The sequence below is a fragment of the Solemya pervernicosa gill symbiont genome, from assembly GCF_002020875.1.
Lineage (GTDB): Bacteria > Pseudomonadota > Gammaproteobacteria.
The window spans coordinates 1-21,335 of sequence record NZ_MPRL01000066.1 but is presented as its reverse complement, the minus strand read 5'-3'; the positions used below and the strand labels follow the sequence as shown (position 1 = coordinate 21,335).

General features: G+C 52.6%; 13 protein-coding genes and 3 pseudogenes. 6 read left to right on the top strand and 10 right to left on the bottom strand.

Features of this window, described 5'->3' with window-relative positions; genetic code table 11:
• The first annotated feature begins 249 nt into the window (after positions 1–249).
• Positions 250–1,103, top strand: a pseudogene (locus BOW52_RS18010) (ATP-binding cassette domain-containing protein).
• 188 nt (positions 1,104–1,291) lie between these two features.
• Here the strand turns inward: BOW52_RS18010 and BOW52_RS13560 are convergent.
• From BOW52_RS13560 to queF, 8 genes are all read right to left on the bottom strand, one after another.
• On the bottom strand, positions 1,292–2,236 hold the full coding sequence (locus BOW52_RS13560; protein WP_078484622.1) for a GGDEF domain-containing protein: 945 nt from the start codon (positions 2,234–2,236) through the stop codon (positions 1,292–1,294).
• Between the two features lie 29 nt (positions 2,237–2,265).
• Positions 2,266–3,522 carry an EAL and HDOD domain-containing protein gene (locus BOW52_RS13555; protein WP_078484621.1) on the bottom strand — a complete coding sequence of 419 codons (1,257 nt, stop codon included), beginning with the start codon at positions 3,520–3,522 and terminating at the stop codon, positions 2,266–2,268.
• A 103-nt stretch (positions 3,523–3,625) separates the two neighbouring features.
• The gene (locus tag BOW52_RS13550) at positions 3,626–4,288 is read right to left on the bottom strand and encodes a class I SAM-dependent methyltransferase (RefSeq protein WP_078484620.1); all 663 of its coding nucleotides are present in this window, start codon (positions 4,286–4,288) and stop codon (positions 3,626–3,628) included.
• Between the two features lie 19 nt (positions 4,289–4,307).
• The gene (locus BOW52_RS13545; protein WP_078484619.1) at positions 4,308–4,793 is read right to left on the bottom strand and encodes a DUF3592 domain-containing protein; all 486 of its coding nucleotides are present in this window, start codon (positions 4,791–4,793) and stop codon (positions 4,308–4,310) included.
• Positions 4,790–5,527 carry a sulfate transporter CysZ gene (cysZ, locus tag BOW52_RS13540; protein ID WP_078484618.1) on the bottom strand — a complete coding sequence of 246 codons (738 nt, stop codon included), beginning with the start codon at positions 5,525–5,527 and terminating at the stop codon, positions 4,790–4,792. Before cysZ ends, BOW52_RS13545 begins: the two co-directional genes overlap by 4 nt.
• 104 nt (positions 5,528–5,631) lie before the next feature.
• Positions 5,632–7,812 (bottom strand): CHASE domain-containing protein, encoded by a 2,181-nt coding sequence (locus BOW52_RS13535; protein WP_135622412.1) that lies wholly within the window; start codon positions 7,810–7,812, stop codon positions 5,632–5,634.
• A gap of 125 nt (positions 7,813–7,937) precedes the next feature.
• Positions 7,938–9,194, bottom strand: a complete 1,257-nt coding sequence (locus BOW52_RS13530; RefSeq protein ID WP_330359770.1) for an FGGY-family carbohydrate kinase — start codon at positions 9,192–9,194, stop codon at positions 7,938–7,940.
• 20 nt (positions 9,195–9,214) lie between these two features.
• Entirely contained in the window at positions 9,215–9,604 is a 390-nt protein-coding gene (gene queF, locus BOW52_RS13525) for a preQ(1) synthase (protein ID WP_078484615.1), read from the bottom strand.
• Positions 9,605–9,820: 216 nt separating this feature from the next.
• Between queF and smc the strand changes: the two genes are divergently transcribed.
• The 4 genes and pseudogenes from smc to ligA (BOW52_RS13505) all read left to right on the top strand — a co-directional run bounded on the left by smc (position 9,821) and on the right by ligA (BOW52_RS13505) (position 17,404).
• On the top strand, positions 9,821–13,330 hold the full coding sequence (smc, locus tag BOW52_RS13520) for a chromosome segregation protein SMC (protein WP_078484614.1): 3,510 nt from the start codon (positions 9,821–9,823) through the stop codon (positions 13,328–13,330).
• Positions 13,331–13,340: 10 nt separating this feature from the next.
• Complete coding sequence (locus BOW52_RS13515) at positions 13,341–14,117, top strand: cell division protein ZipA (protein WP_172840353.1); 777 nt, start codon at positions 13,341–13,343, stop codon at positions 14,115–14,117.
• Positions 14,118–14,122: 5 nt separating this feature from the next.
• Positions 14,123–15,280, top strand: a pseudogene (gene ligA / locus BOW52_RS13510) (NAD-dependent DNA ligase LigA); the annotation flags it as partial.
• Positions 15,281–15,373: 93 nt separating this feature from the next.
• Positions 15,374–17,404, top strand: a complete 2,031-nt coding sequence (gene ligA, locus BOW52_RS13505) for an NAD-dependent DNA ligase LigA (RefSeq protein ID WP_078484611.1) — start codon at positions 15,374–15,376, stop codon at positions 17,402–17,404.
• A gap of 138 nt (positions 17,405–17,542) precedes the next feature.
• Here the strand turns inward: ligA (BOW52_RS13505) and BOW52_RS13500 are convergent, their stop codons facing one another.
• Together BOW52_RS13500 and BOW52_RS13495 are read right to left on the bottom strand one after the other, a co-directional pair.
• Positions 17,543–18,574 carry an AAA family ATPase gene (locus BOW52_RS13500; RefSeq protein ID WP_078484610.1) on the bottom strand — a complete coding sequence of 344 codons (1,032 nt, stop codon included), beginning with the start codon at positions 18,572–18,574 and terminating at the stop codon, positions 17,543–17,545.
• Positions 18,559–19,962 carry an ATP-dependent nuclease gene (locus tag BOW52_RS13495; protein WP_236725750.1) on the bottom strand — a complete coding sequence of 468 codons (1,404 nt, stop codon included), beginning with the start codon at positions 19,960–19,962 and terminating at the stop codon, positions 18,559–18,561. The genes BOW52_RS13500 and BOW52_RS13495 overlap by 16 nt, the downstream gene beginning before the upstream one ends.
• A 59-nt stretch (positions 19,963–20,021) precedes the next feature.
• On the opposite strand from BOW52_RS13495, the pseudogene BOW52_RS13490 reads away from it, so the two are divergent.
• Positions 20,022–21,146 (top strand): annotated as a pseudogene (locus BOW52_RS13490) (DUF3387 domain-containing protein); the annotation flags it as partial.
• Positions 21,147–21,335 lie beyond the last annotated feature (189 nt).

Below are 21,335 nucleotides of genomic sequence, written 5' to 3'. Positions count from 1 at the left end.
TCGGGGCGCCGCAGGCATAAACGGTCGCGTTAAGTTTTTGCCGCTTGCTTGGGCTTGGATGCCCAAAACAAGCTTCCGCAAAAATAGCGACTCCCCGGTCGTTTGTGGATATCTTTCATTCATTCAGTCAAACCCTCCTGCGCCAGAGTGAGCATAACCGATACGGTCATAATCTGACTCGAACCGTTCGGTAAGCGGCGTGTTGCACGCTACAATGGCGCCACAGATGTGAAGGATAGATGGATAGCGATGAACGAGCAGAGTGGAGTGGTATCGGCGCGGGGGTTAACCAAGCGCTACGGTGATGCAGTGGCGGTCGATGGGATCGACTTCGATATCGCACCGGGGCGCTGTTTCGGTTTCCTCGGTCCTAACGGTGCAGGCAAGACCACCTCGCTACGCATGACCCTGGGACTGACTCCGATAAGCGAGGGTACGCTCAGCGTGTTCGGGCTGCCGGTCGGTCAGTGTGATCGGGAGATTCGTGCCCGTGTCGGTATCGTGCCGCAGGCTGATAATCTCGATCCCGACTTTACGGTTGCTGAGAACCTCGCCATCTACGCCTCCTACTTCGGCATGGCTCACGACTCACCGAACGGCGTGATGCCAAGACCGATACCCTCTCCGGTGGTATGCAGCGTCGCCTCACCATCGCCCGTGCACTGGTCAACGACCCCGAGCTGGTGGTGCTCGATGAGCCGACCACCGGCCTCGACCCGCAGGCGCGCCACATCATCTGGGGGCGACTCGCCGAGCTGCGTGATCAGGGCAAGACGCTGATCCTGACCACCCACTATATGGAGGAGGCGGAGCGGCTCTGTGATGAGTTGGTGATTATGGATCATGGTCAGATCCTCGATCAGGGCTCGCCGCGTGAGCTGATCGAACGTCATGTTGAACCGGAGGTGGTCGAGGTGCGTAGTGAGGTTGATCCGGCTTTTCTGGAGATGGCCAGGGTGAACAACTGTCGTCTCGAGAAGATGGGTAACAGCCTCTACTGTTATACCCACACCGTTCCAGCGCTGCTGAAACAGCTGCAGGATCAGAGTGGGGCGGTCTATGTACACCGACCGGCGGGGCTTGAGGATGTCTTCCTGCGCTGACCGCCATGGATAGCGAAGCGAAGGCGGTTAGTCCGCGATAGTCCGGGGCGCCGTAGGCATAAACGGTCGCGTTAAGTATTTGCCGCTTGCTTGGGCTTGGATGCCCAAAACAAGCTTCCGCAAAAATAGCGACTCCCCGATCGATATTGTGATTATTGGTGTGAGAAAGTGGCCAGTAAGTTCTGTAATTAGCTGCAAACCCGATTCCGTCCTTCCTCTTTGGCTCGATAGAGCAACTCATCGGCGCTGTTGATCAGTGACTCGGGTGTGGAGCCGGGGCGATTTACGGCAAGTCCGATTGAGACGGTGACGCTGGGGAGTTCGCGGCCGTCGGGGTAGGCGATGGCTCGCCTCTCGGTAGCTTCTCTAACGCGTTCTGCAATCGATAGTGCCTCTTCCTTGTCGGTATTGGGTAGCAATACCAGAAACTCCTCGCCGCCGTAACGTGTAGCAAAATCATAAGGGCGGACGACTGTCTTTAATACATCGCCCAATGCAATCAATGCACAGTCACCGCCCTGGTGGCCCTGGGTGTCGTTGTAGTTTTTAAACTTATCGACATCGAGCAGCAGGATGGCGAGTGATTTATCCTCGTCGTTCGACTGCTCCAGTAGTCTTGCAAGCGCGTTGTCGAGCCAGCGGCGATTGTAGAGGCCGGTGAGGCCATCGACATTGGCGTGGCTGGCCAGCTCCAGAATCTCTGCCTGATCGTTGATGATGCGTTTGGTGTTGAGCTTGATCACCTTCGACATTAGCTGCAGCAGGTTGCGGGTCATTGGGTTATCGCCAACCAGCGTGTCGAGGATCTGGTCTCGATGCATGGCGAGCAGTTCACACTTCCCTTTGGCGATCAGGTAGGCGGAGGGGCGAGCGTCGTCGATGATCGACATCTCGCCAACGGCCACACCTGCTTCGAGTTCACGAATCTCGGGTGTATTGGCGGCATCGAAGTGGAGTCCTAACGTGCCTGAGAGCAGCAGGTAGAGATGGTGGTTCTCTTTCTCCGGGGTGAGCAGTAGCTCGCCGCTCTCTATGGTGCGGTGTTCACCCTGTTCGACAATGTTTTGTAAGAGTGCTTCAGAGGCATCTTTGAACAGTTCGACCTGTGCCAGTCTCTCTGTAGTAACGCTCATATTATTTCTCTCATTATTGTTATTAGCTATTACTTGCCGGCTGGTGCTGCTTCGTAGAGCGAGTGGCTCGTCTCATCGGCCCAGGGGAGTGCGCGTAGGTAGTGTTCACGGCAGTGCTCAATGGAGAGCCCAGTGCTGTGGAGCGAGAAGAGATCGTTGCGCTCATAGGCGAGTACTCCCTGGAGGATTTCACCCAGCGCCCCCTCATGATCCAGCAGCGCCATTTTGGTGTCGCCCGATAGTGGCATGTTATCAAGCAGGTCATCCATCGGTTGATCCATCAGCGCGTCGAGTACGGAGAAGAGGCCCACGGTAAAGGCCTGTTCACGAACCAGCCCCTGATCGGCCGCAAGCGTTTCGCACATACGCGCACGCAGCAGTGCGGTGGTCATCAGCTCATGCGGCTTGTCGTTACCACCCTTGGCCATCAGCATCAGGCTGAGCCAGTTTTTGATGTTCTGCAGACCGAGCAAGACAATCGCCTGGTGTACCGATTCGACCTCACGGCGCAGGGCAAAGCTGGCGCAGTTGATATAGCGCAGTAGACGGAAGCTGAGGGTGACGTTGTTGGTGATCTTCTCCTCCAGGGTAGAGATCTCTACCTCTGGATTCTGTACCTCGGCCAGCAGATTCATCACTGCGATGCGATTGGAGGGGAGCTGCTTGCCCTGGATGATCTTCGGTTTGCAGAAGAAGTAACCCTGGAAATAGTTGAAGCCGAGCGCCTGGCAGCGGGTGAACTGGCCGTAGCTCTCCACCTTCTCGGCAAGTAGGGTCGCGCCCCGCTCTTTATAGAGAGCAACCAATTCTGGAAGCTGCTCGTCAGAGACGTGCGCCACATCAACCTTAACGATGTCCGCGTAGTCGAGCAGCACCTTGTGCTGGTCATCGTAGATGTAGTCGTCGAGAGCGATACGGAAACCGTTCTCTCTCAGCTGGGTGAGTCCATCGAGTACGGTCTGGTCCGGGTCGATATCCTCGAGAAACTCGAGTACCACCTGCTCTTTGGCGAGCGGGAAGGGTTGGTCGCCGTTAAAAAAGCCGCGGGTTAGATTGATAAAGGCGAGGCTGCTGCCGACGATGTTCTCGAGCCCCAGCTCCATGAAGGTGTTGATGATGACCTGGGAGGAGGCGTAGTCACCATCGTTGAAGTTGGCGTTGTTGTTGCTGTTGTCACGGTAGAGCAGCTCATAACCGACCAGTTCAAGCTTGGCGTTATAGATGGGCTGACGTCCGATATAGACATCTTCATTAATATGAACGTCTTCATGTAGCTCATCAGCCATGCTTTACCGATCCTTGTTTGCTTGTTGTTCGTGAAGGTCGAGCCAACGCAATCTCCCTATGTTGCCACGATTGGCGTATCAATAAAACAGTACAAAAAGTGCTTCAGGAGGTGGGCTTATGGAGCAGAATTACGTCGTTGGCGATAAATTGCAGATCGGCCTCCCAATGAAGCGAAAGCCACTCGAAACTCTCACGAGAGAAGAAGCTGATGTGGGTGAGGTCATTCTTGTAGTGCCAGTGTGCGAATCGCTCCCGATCCAGTGCCAGTTTGGTCATGATGCCGAGTACGCCGCCCGGCTTCAGGCAGTGCCAGAGCCGCTCGAGTTCTGTGATTGGCTGTTGCAGGTGTTCGACCACCTCGGTGGCGGTGATGAAGTCGTATGGTTGCTCGAATACGGTGCTGTCGGGGGCGTAGAACTTGTCGTAGATCGAGACGCGGTGCCCAGCCTGTTTAAACATCAGTGAGAGGGTAGGGCCGGGACCTGAGCCGAAGTCGAGTCCGCTGCTGCCTGGGGGCAGCGTTGCATTCATCGGTTCGAGGAGCCGATTGAGAAAATGACGATACCCCTCGTCCTCGGGTGAATTGATGTGTAGGTCGTATTCGTGCCGCTCCATCGCCTCGCTGAGGTGGTAATGAGCGGGTACAGAGATGAGCTGGCAGTGGCCGCAGCGTAGATATTCGCGCCGCGGGTCTCGATAGAAGGGGACTAGTTCGTGTTGGTTACAGAGCGGGCAGGGGAGGTCGATGTCGGTGGTTGGTTCCACAGTGAGATCGAGAAGCGGGCTATCTTCTCATCAGCCCGATAGCGCCGAAGCCGATCATCGCCAGGGCCAATCCGAGGAACAGCGGTAGTGAGCCACGATACCCTTTCACCACGACCGCCTCGGCAGGGGAGGATGGATTGTAGTAGAGATCGATCTGGCTACCCGGTTGGTAGAGGCGTTCAACACCGACCTCTCCAATCAAGTAGTCGTAACCACCCTGCAGTTTGTTCGGTAGGCCAAAACCATCGATCTCGTAGTTGTCTGAGCTGTGCTCAATGCCGTTGGCACTGTAGCGGTAGCGAAGATCGACATAGTAGGTCTCATCTGGATGGGGGCCCTTGCGCCTGTCACGCATATGCTCATCCTGCTGGATCAGCTCATAGGAGATCACTTCGCCGGTCGTTTTGACCCAGCTCTCGGTCGCGCTGCCGCGCTGATAGCCGTAGAGGGCGCCCGCCAGCAGAGCAGTGCCGATTAGCAGCATTAGCAGACGGATCTTCTTCATGACTGTTGTGAGAGTCGTTTAACCCACATAGAGGTAGCACCGCAGACGGCTGCCGGCATTACCAGGAAGTTGAGCACAGGGATCATCGTTGCCAGCAGCGTAGTGCCACCGAAGCTGAGTGAGAGCAGGCGGTTGCGGCGCAGTTTCTGGCGCTGATCCTTAAAGCGGATGTTGTGGTTGCCCATCGGGAAGTCGGCGTACTCGAGGCTCAGCATCCAGGCGCCGTAGATTGCCCAGAGGAACGGAGCGAAGGGGGTGAAGATCGGGATGATGGAGATGATCAGCAGCGGAATCGCCCAGAGCAGGGCGTAGATCAGCTTGCGGATCTCATCGAAGATCGCACCCGGTGCACCCTTGATCGCCGCGGTAATGCTGCTCGCCGGTGGCGGTTCTTGCCCACCCAGGTGGCGTTCCACCGCTTCAGCCAACAGGCCATTGAAGGGGGCGGCCACAAGATTGGCAAGCAGGGAGAAGCCGAAAAAGACCATCAGTGCCGCGAGCAGGGCGAAGATGAACCAGAGGATCGACTCGAGCCAGCTGAGCCAGCTCGGCAGGCTTGGCAGCATCCAGTTAATCAGCTCGTCGAATTGACCGGCCAGTACGGCGATGACGATGGCAAAGAGCACCACGTTGATGGTGAGTGGAATCGCGACAAAGCGTTTTACGCCGGGTTTGAACATCAGGCCAATTCCCTGAAGAAAGAGGCCGGCGCCTCTGAATGGATCTGCGAGCATGAAAACTATCCTGTTTGATTGAGTCGACAGGCGTCGCAGGATAGCAGTTTAGGGCGTCACTGTCCTTGGTGCGCGTGTCAGATAGGGTGGGCGAAAGGGCTCGCTTAACCAGTGGGTAGCGTCACTTCAATTCGCAATCCGCCCAAGGGTGAGCTGTCGAGTTTGAAATCGCCGCCGATGGCGCGTGTTCGCTCACGTATACCGGGAAGACCGAAGCCGTCGCCAAGCAGATCTGACTTCAATCCCTCGCCATCGTCTTCGATGGAGAGCACAACGCGTGGTTCATCACGCTCGTTCTGAACGCTGTTGATGGAGATGAGGATGTTATTAGCGTTTGCGTGGCGGGTTGCATTCACCACGCCCTCTTGAACGATGCGATAGAGGGTGATGGCGAGCGTCTCGTTGAAATCGTCGATCGGTGTGTTGATCTCTATCCGGTAGCTGATGTGCGGGTGGCTGGCCTCGATCTGCTCAATCAGCCCCTTCAGGCTCTCGGCCAAACCAAAGTGCTCTAGCAGACTGGGACGCAGCTGATTGGCCAGACTGCGGATGGAGTGGTGCATCACCTTGGCGTTTTCGTCGATGATCGAGGCACTTCTCTGAATATCATCAAAATCGGTGCTCGTATGGATGGTCCGAGCGTTAAGGTGAATGGCGGTTAGTAGCTGTCCGAGTTCATCGTGCAGTTCATGGGCGAGGTGGCGACGCTCCTCCTCCTGAATGGTGAACATCTTATCGGTCAGGCCCCGGTTCTGCTGCAGTAGCTCCTCGGTGAGTGCCTCGGCTCTATTGCGTTCAGTGATATCGATGCCGGCGCTCAGAGAGCCGACAATATTGCCCTGTTCGTCGTGGTCAAAGCTGTTATGCCAGGCGATCAGTCGCCGTTCACCGCTTGAGGTGACGATATGGTTCTCGTTGTAGGTGACTTCATCTAAAACGCCAGAGATGATCTTTTTGAATATTTCGTAAATGACCTCATGCCCTTCAGGCTGAGGCAGGAAGTTGTCAAACCAGTTCATGCCGATCAACTCATCCTCGCTCAAGCCGATGAGCTCACAGCCTCGACGGTTGATTAAGGTGATATTGCCATCTGGGTCGAGCGCGATGATCACCGCCTCGACGGTCTCCAGATAGCGCTCGGCGCGGCTAAACTCTCGACCCAATAGATCAAGCGTGGTTTTGTGACGAGAGACCTCTTCGGCGAGTTTCTGATTGGTCTCGCCCTGAATCTTAATGCTCTTCTCGATGTCGCGGGTGTAGTGAAGTCTGTTGGTCAGATGAACGATCAAAATCACTGTTAGCAGTAGTGAGGTGATGAGTACGCCATAGGCCTGCCATGACGGTGTCTGTTCTAGCGCTGAGGCGGAGGGAACGAAGAGTAGCTCCCAGGTGCGGCCCGCAACGGAGAAGCGCTGCTGCCACTGAAAGTTCTGCGTTAGCGTCTGATAATCGCGAGGTTGGCTGTTGGCGGCTGAGGTGGCGGGAATGAAGTGGAGAAGATTGTGTTCATCCCCGTTGGTTATATCGTATAGGTAGAGCTGGCCATCGATGGCCGTCAGTGGCGCTAATGCCAGATCGACGATGTGGCCGATTCGCAGCACCTCGACCAGTACGCCACGGCGTGCGGCGTGGCGCTGTTCAACCGTCTCAATGGGCTGATCGAGGTGGTAGATGGGTAGCAGGATCAGAACTCCGGCCTGCTGCTCCGACTCCTGCACCAGCTTGATAGTGGCTGTGGCGGTCAACTTCCCGCTTAAGAAAGCGCGTTTGGTTGACTGTTTTCGAATCGTCTCAGAGGCGATGTCGTAGCCCAGTGCGGCTTCGTTCCCCTGGTAGGGCTCTATGTAGTAGACGATGACGTACTCATCCCGCTCTGATGCGGGGATCAGCCCGTCGCTGCTCCGCTCGGTGAAGATGAAGTCGCGTGACAGCTCTCGGCTGGCGAGCATCTCGTAGTAGTCGCGCTCAGAGTGGTCGATAACGGGATTCCAGGAGAATCCCTGGATGCCGGGGTAGCGCTCCAGCGTGTTGCGTACCAGTGTGCTGAATCTTGAGCGGCTCAGCCCGGGATTGCTTCTGACGCAGTCACTGATCAGGTTGATGGTGCCGATGTGATCGTGGATGACGCTCTTTATGGTGTTGGAGTAGAGCGTTGCGTGGTTTGAAAAACGCACCTGCTGGTTCTGCAGTTCCCAGTTATTGGTGGCCTTATAAAGGGTGATGGAGAGTGCGACGCCGATAATAAACGTCAGAAATATTGGAGCGTACCGCTTTGCCTGGTGCAAGAGGGTTGTCCTTTGCAACGAGACTCCGGTGGTCGTTGCGCTGAGGGCGATGTTCTCGGATGAGTGTTGTGAAGCAGTCTAGCAGAGAAAAATGAGGCTGCTTCAAGCCGTGCGTCTACCTGTGGCTATGATGCGGGTAATCCGTCGAGTGCCAGCAGCGCAGCGCCGTAGGCGGCCTCAAGATGATCGGCCTCAAGCATCGGTACACCGAGCTGGCGTTGCCGGATATCTCGCCAGACGAGATTCCGGGCGCCTCCACCACAGCTTCGGACTGAGCTGGGATAGGGGGCACCGCTCTGTGCCAGCAGGGTGTAGCCATCACACTCGATACGGGCGATTCCCTCCAGCACTCCCTGGAAGAAGCGTGTCTCATCTTCGGGGTGGGGAGTCAGTCGTGGTTCCAGGGTTGGGTCGTTATGTGGAAATCGCTCGCCAGGGCGGGGCAGGGGGTAGTAGTTGAGCCCGGTATGTTCGTCGGGTTTGAGCTGTGGAGTCAGCTTCTCCATCTGCTCATTGCTGAAGAATTGACGTAGTACCGTACCGCCGCTGTTGGAGGCGCCACCGGTGAGCCACAGGTCACCCAGTCGGTGGCTGTATATACCGTATAGCGGATCGTAGATTGGGTAGTCACTAATCACCTTGAGTACCAGCGTCGAGCCGAGTGAGGTGACCGCCTCACCGACCTCTTTTGCCCCCGAGGCGATAAAGGCGGCAATGCTGTCAGTGGTGCCTGCCTTGATCAGGGTGTCCGGATGGAGACCAAATTGATCAGCGAGGAATTTATTAATCTTATCAATTGGTTCACCGGGTCTCTTAACCTCAGGTAACAAGCTTTTGTCGATGCCAAGCTGTGCCATCCACTCGGGCCAGCAGCGTCCCATCGGGTCGTAACCGAGCTTCAGGGCGTTGTTTTCGTCGCTGATACCGAAGCGCCCACTGAGGCGTCCTGCCAACCAGTCGGCCTGGTGCAGGGCGTAGCGAGACTCCTCGGCCTGGGGTAGTAGATGGAGCAGTTTTGCCAGCGAGCTACTGGCGCCGTGTGCACCGGAGAAGGGTGGGGCAATGGCGGCGATCTGCTCCGCCTCAGTGCGGCTTCGCGAATCGTTATATATCAATGCGAGAGTCAGGGGCTGGCCGATCTCGTCGCAAAGTAGCAGGGTGCCGGAGGTGGCATCAACGGCGATCGCCTGGCTATTGCGCAGATCGGTGCTTTCACCGAGTTGTTTGAGTGCCGCAGAGAGGGCCTGCCACCAGATCTCAGGGTTTTGCTGCTGTTCGACGCCGTTGCCCTCAGGAGCGGGCATGCAGACTGCGCTTTCGGCGACGATCTGGCGTGAAGTATCAATCGCGATGGCACGGCACCCGGAGGTGCCGACATCGATACCTATATAGAGGGGATCACTCAGGGGAGGGTGACCGGCTGGGGTGGATTCCAGTCTGCGGCACGGTGCTCAGCGATCACGGTGGTGTAGATACCACCGCGTACGTTGAACTTGCCGGTGACGCGCATGAAACGGGGGTTACAGGCGGCGACAAAGTCGTCCAGCATGGTATTGGTTACCTTCTCGTGGAAGGCTCCCTCCTCGCGGTAGGCCCACATGTACATCTTCAGCGACTTCAGCTCGATGCACGCCTTGTCGGCCACGTAGGCGATATGGATGGTCGCGAAGTCGGGCTGGCCGGTCTTAGGACAGAGACAGGTGAACTCGGGGATGTCGATGCGAATGGTGTAATCGCGCTCAGGCATCGGGTTGTCGAAAGTTTCAAGTTCCTTACTGGGCTGGCTAGGCATGGGGTGCTCTTCGTGGTAGTTTTGTCGGCCCGGAATTGTAGCCGAAAAGTCGTGCGAGACGAAGGTACTTTAAACCGGTCAGGGAGGATATTTCAGGGTTCTTTTTTATGAGAAACTAGATTAATAAGTTTCTTCAACCTTTTGATTTAAGGATAATAATCCTGAATATTTGGTTGAATAACCAGAGCTGTTCCACACTTTATCGAATAACACACTATGCGTCTGAGCAAGATTAAACTCGCCGGTTTTAAGTCGTTTGTTGACCCAACCAGCATCCAGTTTCCCAGCAATCTGACCGGTATTGTCGGTCCCAACGGCTGCGGCAAGTCGAATACCATCGACGCCGTGCGCTGGGTTATGGGTGAGAGTTCGGCCAAACATCTGCGTGGTGAGTCGATGGCCGATGTCATCTTCAACGGCTCCTCGGCACGCAAGCCAGTCGGACAGGCGAGTGTTGAGCTGATCTTCGATAACAGCGATGGCGCGGCCGGTGGTGAGTACGCCAAGTACAACGAGATCTCGATTCGTCGCGCCGTCTCGCGTGATGGTCAGTCGGCCTACTCACTTAACGGCACCCGCTGTCGTCGTAAAGACATCACCGGTCTGTTTCTCGGCACCGGCCTCGGTCCACGTAGCTACTCGATTATCGAACAGGGAATGATCTCTCGTGTCATCGAGGCGAAGCCCGAAGAGCTGCGCACCTATCTCGAGGAGGCGGCCGGTATCTCCAAATATAAGGAGCGCCGCCGCGAGACCGAGAACCGCATCAAACACACCCGTGAAAACCTCGACCGCCTCAGTGACCTGCGCGAAGAGCTGGAGAAGCAGCTTGATCGTCTGCAGCGTCAGTCCAAGACGGCTGAGCGTTTCAAGGAGCTGAAGCAGGATGAGCGGCTGCTCAAGGCGGAGCTGTTGGCGCTGCGTTGGAAGGAGCTTGATGTTGATGGTGGCGGTTTTGAGCGCACCATCCAGGAGAAGGAGACCGAGCTTGAGGCGGTAATCGCCGAGCAGCGTTCCGCCGAGAGCGAGCTGGAGAAGCTGCGTGGTGCCCATATCGAGGCGAGCGACCGCTTCAATGAAGTGCAGAGCACCTACTACGGTCTTGGTGCAGATATCACTCGTATTGAGCAGAGTATCCAGCACGGCAAGGAGCGCATTCAGCAGCAGACACACGATCTTCAGCAGGTTGAGCAGGCCTATAGCGAGGCCAAATCACACATCAATATCGATACTCGCCGCCTTGAGGAGCTCGAGAGCTCGCTTGAGACGCGCCAGCCTGAGTTGGAGCGTGCTGAGGCGGCGCTGGAGGAGTCGGCAGCCGATCTGGAGCAGAGCGAGCAGGCGGGCCACGACTGGCAGGGCGAGTGGGAAGATTTCAACCGCCGCGCCGCAGAGCCGGCGCGTGCCGCCGAGGTGGAGCGCACCCGGATTAGTCAGATTGAGAGCACGCTGATGCAGCTCGAAAAGCGCCGCAGTCGTGCCGAGGATGAGCTGCAGGGGCTCTCCGGTGAATCGCTGCAGACGGAGATCGAGCAGCTGATCGAGGAGTCGACCATCCTGCAGAGCGAGGTGACGGCCCGTCAGCAGGAGCTCGAAGGGGTGCTGGAACGGCTGCAGCAGACCCGTGAACAGAATAATCAGGACAATAATGAACTGCATGAGCGTCGTCAGCGTCTGCAGAACATCAGTGGTCGTCTCACCTCGCTTGAGGCGCTGCAGGAAGCGGCGCTCGGCAAGAGCGAGGGTGTCGTTACCGAGTGGCTGCAGAGTGCTGGCTTTAGTGAGGCGCCGCGTCTGGCGCAGAACATTGAGGTCGACTCGGGCTGGGAGCGCGCGGTCGAGACGGTGCTGGGTCAATATCTGCAGGCAGTCTGCGTGGATGGCTTTGATGCCGCCAGCGATCTGCTCGGGGAGCTCTCGAGTGGTTCACTGACCCTGTTTGATACGACTGTGGCGGCGGGTGCCGCGGAGGCCAATGCCGCTACGCCGATCCTTAATAAGGTGCGTGCCCCCTGGGCGGTCGACTCGCTGCTGGGTGGTGTCTATTGCGTTGATGATCTGGCTGGGGCGATGGCACTACGTGCCAATCTGGCTCCCCACGAGTCGGTCATTACCCGTGATGGTATCTGGCTCGGAGCCGGTTGGCTGCGTGTGGCACGAGATGCCGATGAGCAGGCGGGTGTTCTGCAAAGAGAGAGTGAAATCAAAGAGCTATCTTCATCTATTGAAGAAGAGTCTAGCATGGTTTCACAGCTTGAAGAGCGCATCGAGGCGGGACGTGAGATGCGTCGCACGCTTGAAGGACGTCGTGAGGATCTGCAGCGCCAGATCAACCAGGAGAACCGTCGTCACGCCGAGATCAACGGTCAGGTAGAGGCGCGCAAGGGGCGTCTGGAACAGGTGCGTTCGCGTACCGAGCAGCTGCGCGGGGATATCGAAGAGCTGCGCGGTCAGACCTTGCAGGAGGAGGAGACGCTGCGCGGTGCCCGTACCACCATGAATGAGGCGGTGGTGCAGATGGAGGCGCACGAGCAGCAGCGCGAAGCGATGGTGCGTCAGCGTGACCGTCTGCGTGAGGGGCTCGATGCGATCCGTCGACGCGCCCAGCAGGATCGTGAGGCGGTGCACAAACTGGCGCTGCAGATCGAGTCGATGAATACCGCGCACACCTCGACCACCGAAAATCTGGTCCGTATGGAGGCGCAGCTGACCCAGTTCAGTGCCCGTCGTGATGAGCTGCAACAGTCGCTCAGCGGTGGTAGTGAGCCGATCCAGCAGCTGGAGACGGATCTGGAGCAGAAGCTCTCCGCCCGTAGTGAGGTAGAGCGCAAGCTGAGCGAGGCGCGTCGTGGCGTCGAAGAGATCGACGAGTCGATGCGCAAGGTGAGCGAGTCACGTAGCGGTGTCGAACAGCGGGTGCAGACGATTCGTGAATCACTGGTGCAGACCCGCATGCAGTGGCAGGAGATTACCGTACGCCGTCGTACTCTCGAGGAGCAGGTCGCCGAGACCGACTTCGAGCTGGATAAGCTGCTCGAACAGCTCGACGCCGGGGCCGAGGCGAGCGCCTGGCAGCAGAAGGTGGAGGAGATGGAGCGCCGTATCCAGCGTCTCGGTCCGATCAACCTCGCCGCCATCGATGAATATAAGGAGCAGTCGGAGCGCAAGGTCTACCTTGATGCGCAGAACGACGATCTGGTTGAGGCGCTGGAGACCCTGGAAGGGGCGATGCGCAAGATCGACCGCGAGACCCGTACCCGTTTCAAGGAGACCTTCGATCAGGTCAACTCCGGCATCCAGCGTCTCTTCCCGCGTCTCTTCGGTGGCGGTCACGCCTACCTGGAGCTGACCGGTGACGATCTGCTCGAGACCGGAGTGACGGTCATGGCGCGTCCGCCCGGCAAACGCATCTCCAATATCCACCTGCTCTCCGGTGGTGAGAAGGCGTTGACCGCCGTATCGCTGGTATTTGCCATCTTCGAACTCAATCCGGCCCCCTTCTGTATGCTTGATGAGGTCGATGCGCCACTCGATGAGGCCAACGTGGGCCGTTTCTGCGAGATGGTCAAAGAGATGTCGGAGCAGGTACAGTTCATCTTTATTACCCATAACAAGACCACCATGGAGCTCTCCAATCAGCTCTCCGGTGTGACGATGCACGAACCGGGTGTGTCGCGGCTGGTGGCGGTCGATGTTGCCGAGGCTATACAGCTCGCCTCGGCCTGAGGAGAAGAGAGTGGATCAACTACGTCTTATCCTGCTAATCGCTGGTGTGGTGCTGATTGCAGGCATCTACTTCGTTGGCAAACAGCGCCGTCGCCGTCAGGCCGACCGCCAGCCCGACCCGCTCGATGAGTCGGTCTCTTTCGAAGAGGAGTTCGATCTGCCGCCGATGAGCAGTGTTGAGGCGGCGCGTGACAAGAGCATCGATGAGCTGGGTGATCTCGATTCATTCAGTGCTAGCGGTGAGAAGTTCGAGATCGACGAGCAGGAACCACCGGTGCTCGATAACCCTGTTCAGGCTGAGCTTCCGAGTATCGATACCGAGCAGCGTACCCCTGAAGAGGAGGAGGTCGACGCCGATAAGGTGGTGGCGATCTATATCGCCGCGCCGCGCGGTACCCCCTTTACCGGTACCGCACTGCGGCCCGCCTTTGAGGCGGTTGGACTCGAGTATGGTGCGATGCAGATCTTCCATCATCGCGTGGAGGGTGGCGGTGTCTTTAGTCTCGCCAGTCTGGTTGAGCCGGGCTATTTCGAGCCGGAGAAGATGGGTGACGACTACGCCACTCCCGGACTCAGTATCTTTATGCCGCTGCCCGGTCGTGGCGATGCAATCAAAACCCTCGATACGATGCTTGAGAGTGCTCATACGCTGGCTGATCGCCTCGGTGGTGATCTGCTCGATGAGACCAAGAGCGTGCTGAGCCGTCAGACCGCCAGCCATATGCGTGAAGAGGTGCAGGATTATCTGCTGCATCGCAAGCTAGAGCAGCAAGCTGCCAATAAATAGATGCAATGATTGCGACCGAGAAGGATTGGCAGCGTGCCGATGCGCTGCGCAGTGAGTTAAACCTCCACAACCACCGTTACGACGTCCTCGATGATCCCATCATCCCCGACGCCGAGTACGACCGTCTCTTCCGTGAGCTGCAGGCACTGGAAGAGAGATATCCCGAACTTGTCGATTCCAGCTCGCCAACCCAGCGAGTTGGTGGCCAGGCCCTCGCCGGTTTCTCCCAGGTCAAACATGAAGTACCGATGCTCTCACTCGGCAACGCCTTTAGTGAGCAGGAGCTGAATGAGTTCGATCGCCGCGTGCGTGATGGACTCTCAGCTAATAACACCATTCGATATGTTGCTGAGCCGAAGCTTGATGGGCTGGCGATCAGTATCCGTTACGAAAAAGGAGAGATGGTGCGAGCCGCCACTCGTGGTGATGGTTCCACCGGCGAGGATGTCACCCATAACGTACGCACCATCCACAGCGTGCCTCTAAAGTTGCAGGGGACGGACTGGCCCGAGGTGCTGGAGGTGCGTGGTGAGGTCTACATGCCAAAGGCGGGTTTCGAAAAACTCAATGCCCGTCAGCGTGAGCGCGAGGAAAAAACCTTCGCCAATCCGCGTAACGCAGCGGCCGGTTCACTGCGTCAGCTCGATCCGAAGATCGCAGCCCAACGTCCGCTGACCATGTTCTGCTACGGCATCGGCGTGGTGGAGGGTGGTGAACTAGCCGACTCTCACAGCGAGGTGATGGTGCAGCTCAAAGGGTGGGGGCTGCGTGTCTGTCCTGAGCTTCGGGTAGTCGAAGGGGTGCTGGGGTGTCTCGACTACTACCGCGAGATCGGCGAGCGGCGCGATGCGCTCCCCTATGAGATTGATGGTGTCGTCTACAAGGTCAATGGTTTTGAAGAGCAGCAGCAGCTCGGGTTTGTCGCCCGCGCTCCGCGCTGGGCGATCGCCCACAAATTCCCTGCCCAGGAGGAGCTGACTACAGTTCGCGATATCGAGGTGCAGGTGGGGCGCACTGGTGCACTTACCCCGGTGGCGCGACTCGAACCGGTTGAAGTGGGTGGCGTTACGGTCACCAATGCCACCCTGCATAACGCCGATGAGCTGGCACGCAAGGGGGTGAGGGTCGGTGACACCGTGATCGTTCGCCGTGCCGGTGACGTGGGTGTCACCCTGCAATAAAACGTTTCAAATAGGAATTAATATACAGATAGTTTATATCTGAATAGATATCATTTTAATTTACTCAAAAAGCAAATGCCTATGTATAAAGAAAGAATTAAGGAGCTGAGAAGACTCATAGAGAAATATGACTATGAGTATTATGTATTGGACTCACCAACAGCCCCAGATGTTGAGTATGACAAATTAATGCGTGAACTTAGAGATTTAGAGCATGCACACCCTGAAATGATTACGTCTACCTCACCTACTCAAAGAGTTAGTGGAGTAGTGGCAAAAGGATTTGAAAAAATTAAACACGAAGTTCCAATGCTGTCATTGGATAATGTTTTTAATGATGAAGAGCTAGAAAATTTTATCAATAAAGTTGAGAAAGGGCTTTCTGGATCTAAATTAGTAAAATTTTGTGCAGAACCAAAGTTAGATGGTTTGGCTGTAAGTCTTCTTTATGAGGATGGAGTGTTAGTTAGAGCTGCAACAAGGGGTGATGGGAATGTTGGAGAGAATGTCACGCTAAATGTAAAGATAATTAAAGATCTTCCCCATGTCCTTACTGAAGATAATCTACCTGTAAAACTTGAAGTGAGAGGCGAAGTTGTGATGCTAGTTTCTGATTTTGAAAAACTCAATGAGAGACTTGCATTAGAGGGAAAGAAAAGACTTGTTAATCCTAGAAATGCAGCGGCAGGAAGTTTGCGACAGTTAGATACAAAAGTTACAGCAAAACGACCGCTAAAATTTTATTCCTACGGGATTGGAATATGTGAAGGTGTGGATTTACCAGGAAGTCACTATGAAAGGCTAAAATATCTTTCGTATCTAGGATTGCCATTAAGCCGAGAAGTTGAAGTGACAGAAGGGTATATAGGGTGTAAAAAATATTATGAAGATATTGTCACAAGGCGATCCAAGCTACCATACGAGGTAGATGGAGTTGTATTTAAAGTTGATGATATAAAACAACAAGAAGACCTAGGGTTTATTTCAAAAGCCCCGCGATGGGCTATCGCACAAAAGTTTCCTGCACAAGAAGGAAAGTCAAAGCTTGAGTCAGTTGAGTTTCAGGTTGGAAGAACTGGAAAAATTACGCCAGTTGCAAATTTGACTCCAGTATTTATAGGTGGCGTTACAATAAGTAGGGCTTCATTGCATAACGAAGACGAAATAAGGCGATTAGGTATATATGTAGGGGATGAGGTTATTGTAAGACGTGCTGCTGACGTGATTCCACAGATAATGGCGCTCTCCAAGAAATCAAGAAAAAGGCAAAAAATTATCTTTCCAGTAAAGTGTCCAGTATGTGGCTCTGATATTGAAAGGGTTGAAGGCGAGGCTGATGCAAGATGTACTGGTGGTTTACATTGTAAAGCACAGCGAATAGAAGCTATTAAACACTTTTGCTCACGAAAAGCTATGAACATAGTTGGCCTAGGAAGCAAATTGGTTGAGGAGCTCGTCGAGCGCGAGATAATTAATAATCCTGCCGACTTGTATACTTTAACAAAAGATTTGTTGTTTTCACTAGAGCGGATGGGTGATAAAAAGTCTGAAAATATACTAAATGCAATAGAAAATTCGAAAGAGACAACCCTGCAAAAATTTATATTTGCCCTAGGTGTGCGTGAGGTGGGAGAAGCTACAGCAAAGAATCTGGCTGTTACATTCGGTGAACTCGACAAATTAATAAGTGCTTCAATAGATGAGTTAGTTCAAGTTCAAGATGTTGGTGAAATTGTAGCATTACATGTCTTTCATTTCTTCAGGCAAAATAAAAATTTGCAGGTTATAAATGCATTGCGTAAATGTGGTGTGAGGTGGGATCCAGTAATAATAGATGCAGAGTTATTGCCATTGAAAGGAGAAATATATGTGTTGACGGGCACACTTAATAGAATGAAGAGAAGTGAAGCAAAGGAAGCACTAGAACGTCTAGGTTGCTCTGTTACAGGTAGCGTGTCAGCACGTACGACCGCTGTTGTCGCAGGTGCTTCTGCGGGGTCAAAATTAAAAAAAGCAACCGAGTTAGGTATTAGTGTGCGAGCGAACGACGAAGAAGATGCAGCAGCGGCTTTATGTCGGCGTAGAGTCACTGAGGGAGTTGTGTAGAGCCGCGAAGAGGTGATTACGCAACGTACACAGGACGGTCGGGGCGCCGTAGGCATAAACGGTCGCGTTAAGTATTTGCCGCTTTCTTGGGCTTGGATGCCCAAAACAAGCTTCCGCAAAAATAGCGACTCCCCGGAGCTAAACTTTATATTTTTTGAGGTAACTTTCTGGTACAAATAGCAGTTCTGACCTTGCTCTGGTGCATGCAACGTAAAACTTATTTCTCGTGGTAGGTGCCAACTTATGAAGACTTCCTTTTCGAAAGTGTTGTTCAGTGGTTTTATTTAGAACCACACAAACCGAATCAAAATTATCCAAACCTTTTGATGCGCCCCAGTTATCTGAATAGCATGGGTACTTGTTGTGCGATTGATAAAATAACTTAACGGTATGGCCCTTACCAAAGATTACTTCAGCCCAACCTTCATCTTCAACGAAATCAACTATGCTTGTGTCAGTTTGGTGGCTATCTATTGTTATTCCAAGATTATTGGTAACGAATTCGCAGGTTGTTGGACTACAACGATAACTATGGCTTAAGGTTGTTTCATCGACGGATAATCCTGAGTCTTCCAGTCGTTTCTTGTACGTTCCAAAATCTTTATATAAGCTTTTATTCAAGTTTCCATCATGGCTTGTGCCGAAGGTATGTTGATAAAAATCACCAACAAGCAATGAATCTGTATTGCCACTCGAAACCGCTATCAATAAATTGAAGTCACCGGCTGTAAAATCTTGAATTTCATCAACGTAAAGGTAATCGAAGTATTTCTTAATCCGTGCTTTGACATCATCAACAAGGTTAAAATTTATAATGAAGCTAGCTATACGGCATGAATATATCCGACCATGGGAATCAATGTAACGACGCAGATTAGTATTCTTTTGTCGACTAGAAAATTCGGGAGGTATGTCGAAATTAATACCTTTTAATCCGTATCTGTCGCCACATAATGGTCGCAGGCAAAACGAATACAAAAAAGTGAAATATGTATAGACTCGCGTTCTTTCAGGTAACCCGTCGTATTCACGTATTATCCTGTTTCTCAGGTTCCTAAAATTGTTTTCTGTATAGGTAATAATAAGGTTTGACTTTGTAGTGTCAATAGAATTAATTATATGGGTAGTTTTTCCAGAACCTGCAACGGCAAGGATTACGCTATTATCCATTGTGCTGCTTCCTTGATATACTCTGGAACAGTCAGCTCATCAGCCTTTTCTGTTAAAAGGCGCATTGCTGCTGTTGTCTTATTATTTAGCATGTAATCCTGGGGAGGCAGCTTTATTTTTCCACCAGAAAACAGTTCATCACAAATTGCTTTATTATTCTGGTAAACAGATATCTCAAAAGTTGTTATCGCATCATCATTTTCTGAGAAGACACGAATATTGTTGGTAACATATTCCTCATAGTTGTCGACACACTTTGCCTGATAATTACTATCGTTATCTCGAATAACAGCTGTTCGTACATCGAGCAATCTGGCTAATTCCATATAGCGCTTAAAGCTTGTTCCACCTACTGAGATCACATGAATGTCAGTTGCATCTAGCTCGTTTCCAGTCACTAGCTTGAACAGTGCCTCCATAAGAATATATTCAGCATCACCTTCAACAAGGATCACTCTCCCAGACAAGACAAATTCAAGAACATTGTTGTCAGGGGCCTTCATGAAAAAGTCCGAGGTGTCTGATGACAAATCAGCGAGAGTGCCTGCATCGGCACTCGAACTATTCAGCAATATTGCATTCCGGAGATCTAGGCGTGTACTTATCATACTGTTGTGAGTTGTCACAATCATTTGCTGGTCTTCAGCATGGGCGATGCTTGTGACTAATCGCTTCATGTTTGTATGACTCAGATGGTTTTCTGGTTCCTCCAACAGTAATACATCAAGAGGATGGGAAGACTTTTTCTTCTGTAGAGCAAACTCTGTCTTGATAAAGCACTGCTTTCTCTTGCCTTTGTTATCGATTGATATATCGTCTTCGGTAAGGGTTAAATCTGCCTCAAGATTGGATCTTGTATTGGTGATTATCGAAAATTTATAGTTATCCAATCTGGCATTGATGTCTTTGAGAACATTATCCCTGAAGGATTTTTTGTGATTTCGATACTCGTTTTTATGTTTATGCTGTTCTCCATCTTCAGCCGTGGCACGATAGACACTTTTCACATATTCACGAGTGGCGTATTCGTTGTTGATTGATGCCCCATCCAGAAGAAGGTGATGCAAGTAACGACGAGGCCCACGATAAGGTTCACCTGAAAATGTGACAAACTTGATCGAATAGTACTCGAAGGGAAACGAGGCTTCGGCTTCTTTAAGAACGGCTTCAATTTGAGGTGAATAGTCGTCGATGGGGACACAGCGTAATACTAGTCCATCGCACTCCACGCCATCGCTATTATTTTTACCGTTAAGGTCAGAGTTATTTTGCTCGTTTAGATAAAGCTCGACCTGTAACTGGGGCAAATTCCCGTAATCTCTGGTTCCAGCGAGAAACTCGTTTACAGCGTCAATATTCATGAGACTTTCAAGTCCCATTGTATCCACCTTGCTACGGCTCCCGCTTAAAACAAGATCAATAGCCTGGAGAATAGTTGACTTCCCGCTCACGGGTGAACCGTAAGTTTGAAGGTAAAGATAAAGGTTTGGTAGTTGATTATGTTGGTATTAAGAAACAGATGAACTTGGCGTTGGCTCATTACAACAAGGCCGACCAGCAGAATATTGAAGAGATCGAGCAGTCGTTGATTGTAGTTCGTGATCACCTCGATTTGTTATCTAAATTATTCCATAAGTTTGATGTGACACCATATTTCACTGGTGACCCACTAGTGCAGCTCAACACACTAAACATGGCAGCTGAGTTTGTGCAGGTAACAGAGAAAAATGAAAAACGGTTTATGCATTTAGTTAAGCGCCTCAAAGCTGCTTACGATGTGTGTAGTGGATCGGAGTTATTGAACCAAAGAGAGCGGGATTACATTCACTTCTATCTCGCAGTTCGTTCTATTGTCTTTAAGTTAACCAAAGGTGACGCACCCGATACTGCGCAGATGAATGCCAAAGTGCGAGAAATGATCGCCGAAGCACTTAAAGCAGACGGGGTAGAAGAGATATTCAAGATTGGCGAGGACGCAGCAGATGCTGTTGATATTTTCGATGATGATTACCTTGCAAAGATAGAAAAAATTAAACTTCCCAATACAAAAATTAAATTGTTGCAGCAGTTACTGGCCAAGGCGATTGAAGATTTTAAGAAGATCAATAAGGCTAAGGGTGTTGATTTCTCAAAGCAGTTCAAGGCAATAGTTGATCGCTATAACGAGAGAAAAGAAGATGATGTACTAGTCAGTAATGTACTGGAGGATTTCACGGACGAGATTATTGATCTATTAGGTGCGTTGAAAAAAGAGAAAGCCTCGTTTGCTGACCTTGGAATCGATTTTGAAGAAAAAGCATTCTATGACATTCTCAAGAGCCTGACTATTAAATATGACTTTGCTTACCCTGAGGATAAACTCCTTGAGTTATCAAAGGTAGTAAAAGGTATTGTCGATGATAAAGCTAGTTATACTGATTGGAGCCAGCGAGATGATATCAAAGCAGAGCTGAAGGTCGATTTAATCCTAGTCTTGGCTAAACATGGTTACCCACCTGTAGATCGAGATGAGGTTTATAAAGAAATATTTGAGCAGGCTGAGAACTTTAAAAAGTATCAATCTAATTGGTAGACAATGATTAGGAAGTGGTAAGTGTAGAAAATCTACGAAGCTCAGATAGTGTTATTAGTAGAGAATCTAAAGCCTCCTTCGCTGACCGCTATGGATAGCGAAGCGAAGGCGGTTAGTCCGCGATAGTCGACGCCGTCTGCCTATTCGTAGTTGAGAGCGGGAGCGAACGACGAAGAAGATGCAGCAGCG

What these genes read in the sequence shown, in the direction of transcription:
- BOW52_RS13560 (WP_078484622.1), bottom strand. Translation starts at nt 2,236, where the DNA reads ATGAGCGTTACTACAGAGAGACTGGCACAGGTCGAACTGTTCAAAGAT.
- BOW52_RS13555 (WP_078484621.1), bottom strand. Translation starts at nt 3,522, where the DNA reads ATGGCTGATGAGCTACATGAAGACGTTCATATTAATGAAGATGTCTAT.
- BOW52_RS13545 (WP_078484619.1), bottom strand. Translation starts at nt 4,793, where the DNA reads ATGAAGAAGATCCGTCTGCTAATGCTGCTAATCGGCACTGCTCTGCTG.
- cysZ (WP_078484618.1), bottom strand. Translation starts at nt 5,527, where the DNA reads ATGCTCGCAGATCCATTCAGAGGCGCCGGCCTCTTTCTTCAGGGAATT.
- queF (WP_078484615.1), bottom strand. Translation starts at nt 9,604, where the DNA reads ATGCCTAGCCAGCCCAGTAAGGAACTTGAAACTTTCGACAACCCGATG.
- smc (WP_078484614.1), top strand. Translation starts at nt 9,821, where the DNA reads ATGCGTCTGAGCAAGATTAAACTCGCCGGTTTTAAGTCGTTTGTTGAC.
- ligA (WP_078484611.1), top strand. Translation starts at nt 15,374, where the DNA reads ATGCCTATGTATAAAGAAAGAATTAAGGAGCTGAGAAGACTCATAGAG.
- BOW52_RS13500 (WP_078484610.1), bottom strand. Translation starts at nt 18,574, where the DNA reads ATGGATAATAGCGTAATCCTTGCCGTTGCAGGTTCTGGAAAAACTACC.